Annotated in this window: 2 protein-coding genes; both read right to left on the reverse strand. The window is 60.1% G+C overall.

All coding sequences use genetic code 11. From position 1 onward, the window contains the following. Positions 1 to 1,130 (reverse strand): DNA mismatch repair endonuclease MutL (gene mutL, locus BG52_RS01610; RefSeq protein WP_144340700.1); only part of this gene is annotated, 1,130 nt, incomplete at its 3' end. A 15-nt stretch (positions 1,131 to 1,145) separates the two neighbouring features. Further along, positions 1,146 to 3,105: DNA mismatch repair protein MutS (gene mutS, locus BG52_RS01615; protein ID WP_036666695.1), on the reverse strand; the 1,960-nt coding region annotated here is incomplete at its 5' end.

A 3,105-nucleotide genomic window follows, 5' to 3' on the forward strand; every position in this document is an offset into this window, starting at 1 on the left:
GCCGGGTTGCGGCTGCCGGCAGGACGTTCGTCCGCCGTGCGTGAAAAAGGCGGAAATTCCGGCTCGGGCTGATGGAACGATATGCGCTCCTGCACCATAACCGGTTTGGACCGCTCCTGCGGCACGCCTGACGGGATATGAACCCGTCCCCCGAGCGCTGCGCGGAGCGTCTCCTCTATAAAAGACTTCAGTTCCGGCTCCTTGCTGAAGCGCACCTCCATTTTCGACGGATGCACGTTCACGTCCACAAGACCCGGGTGCATGCCGATTTCCAGCACAGCCATCGGGTACCGGTTGATCGGAAGCAGCGTATGGTACGCCTGCAGAATCGCCTGGTTAATCGCGAAGCTCCGTATGTATCGGCCGTTTACGATCGCGGTAATGCCGTTCCGGTTCGCCTTCGTCAACTCCGGCTTCGAAACGAAGCCAAGCAGTTGATAATCCGGATGATCGCCCGCAACCGGAATCATGCCTTTGGCGGTATTCGTCCCGTAGACGGCCGCGATCACCTGCAGACGGTCGCCGTTGCCCAGCGTTCGAAGCAGCGTATTGCCGTTATGCTTCAGGGTGAAAACGATGCCCGGATGGGCGAGCGCCAAACGATTCATATAATCGGAAATATGGCCGAGCTCGGTCTGAATCGATTTCATGTACTTTAATCGGGCCGGCGTATTATAAAACAAATCGCGCACCGTCATATCGGTGCCCTGCGGCGCATTGGCATTGTCAAAGGAGCGAACCGCTCCCCCTTCGATCGCCAGCCGCTTGCCGAGACCGTCCGCGCCGGCAGAGGACACGCATTCGATCCTCGCCACTGCCGCAATGCTCGGCAGCGCCTCTCCGCGGAAGCCGAGGCTGGCGATGCGGAACAAATCCTTGCTTGTCAGCAGCTTGCTCGTCGCATGCCGCTGGAATGCCGTTTCGAGATCCTCCGGGTCGATGCCGGAGCCGTCGTCGGTGACGCGGATCAGCGTCAACCCGCCCTCCTCCACCTGTACGTCGATCGTCGTACTGCCGGCGTCGATTGCATTTTCCACAAGCTCCTTCACGACCGAGGACGGCCGCTCGACGACTTCGCCGGCCGCGATCTGGTTCGCCAGCTGCTCGTCCAGCACTTTGATTTTACCCATGCGCGTCCCTCCCGTCTATTCCGACAGCTTCGCCTTCATGTCATGTATCCACTGCATCGCCTGCATAGGCGTCATGTTCATCAAATCGATCTTCTTAAGCTGGTCCGCCAACTGCTCGGCTTTCGCCGCCTGTTTCGACCTGGACGGAGCCGGAGCCGGCTCCTCGAACATGGAAAGTTGCATCACGGCAGCCGGCGCGGGCGGCGTACCAGAAGCGGCGCTGTTATCGTCTGAGTGAAGCAGCTGATAAGCGCGCCTGATGATCGTATCCGGCAAGCCGGCAAGCTGCGCACAATATATGCCATAGCTTGTGCTCGCCGCGCCAGCGACCAGCTTGCGCAGGAATGTGACGTCGTCTCCGCTTTCCTCTACGGCCATGCTGCCGTTCGTTAGCCCGGAGAGAGACTCTTCCAAATGCGCAAGCTCGTGAAAATGCGTCGACACCAGCGCCTTGCAGCCGATTCGGTCGTGCACGAATTCGATGACCGCCTGCGCGATCGCCATGCCTTCGCCGGTCGATGTGCCGCGGCCGAGCTCGTCGATAATGACGAGGCTCTGCTCGGTCGCTTTTTCAGTCATGACCTGAATATCCTTCATCTCCACCATGAACGTGCTTTGCCCGCCGATCAGGTCGTCGGCAGCTCCGATACGGGTAAAAATTCTGTCCGTAAGCGGTATCTCCGCCCGTTTGGCAGGCACAAAGCAGCCAATCTGCGCGAGGATGCTTATGAGCGCGACCTGGCGCATGTACGTGCTTTTCCCCGCCATATTCGGTCCGGTAATCAACAACATCGGGCTGTCCTTCGTCAACGCCGAGCCGTTTGTAATGAACGGCGTTCCCTGCATGACCGCCTCGACAACCGGATGACGTCCGTCCTCGATCCTTAGGTCGTACCCGTCCGTAATGGCCGGCTTGGCGAACCGATGGTCCGCGCTGACCGTCGCCAGCGATTGATACACGTCGATCTCCGCTACGGCCTCCGCCAGCCGCTGCAGCCGCCGCAAGTGGGAGCCGATATGATCCCGAAGCTCGGTGAAGCGCTCGTATTCGAGATCGACCATTTTCTCTTCCGCTTCGAGGATCAGCCTTTCCTTTTCCTTAAGCTCGGGCGTAGCGAACCGTTCCGCGTTGGCCAAGGTTTGCTTGCGCTCATAGCGGCCCTCGGGCAGCATCGCAAGGTTCGCTTTGGACACCTCCAGATAGTAGCCGAACACTTTATTATAGCCGATCTTCAGCGTTCGGATGCCCGTCGCGTCGCGTTCGCGACGCTCCAGATCGGCCAGCCATTTCTTGCCGTCCGTGCTCGCCTCGCGAAGCCGGTCCAGATACTCATCGTAGCCGGGACGAATCAAGCCTCCCTCGCGCACCGAAACGGGTGGTTCTTCCACAAGCACCGTATCGATGAGATCGGCAAGATCGGCGCAGACGTCCAGACCGCTCACCAGCATCCGCAGCGTGTCCGAAACCGAATCAGAGCACAACTTGGCGAGCACCGGCACCTGCCGCAGCGATACCTTGAGCGCGTTGAGATCGCGCCCGCCCGCGCTGCCATAGGCGACTCGGCCGACAAGCCGCTCAAGATCGTAAATCTCATGGAGAGCGTCGCGAAGCTCCTCACGTAAAATGAGATCGTTGTACAGCTTTTCCACCGCATCCAGCCGTTCCTCGATCGCCGGCTTGCTCAGCAGCGGCTTATCGATCCAACGCTTGAGCAGCCTCGCGCCCATCGAGGTGCAGGTCCGGTCCAGCAGCCAGAGCAGCGAGCCTTTCTTGCTGCGCTCCTGCACCGTTTCGGTAAGCTCCAGGTTGCGCCGCGTGAACTGGTCCAAAATCATATATTGATGGGGCTCGTAGGCCCGGAACTGCGTGACATGGCCGAGGGTACGCTTCTGCGTGTCCTCCAGGTAGCCGGTCAGCAGGCTGACGGCCTTGCGTCGGACGGACGGCAGGGCGGCCAGCTTCGCCTGCCCGAAA

This window comes from Paenibacillus darwinianus, from assembly GCF_000598065.1.
In the GTDB taxonomy this organism is placed as follows: domain Bacteria; phylum Bacillota; class Bacilli; order Paenibacillales; family Paenibacillaceae; genus Paenibacillus_I; species Paenibacillus_I darwinianus.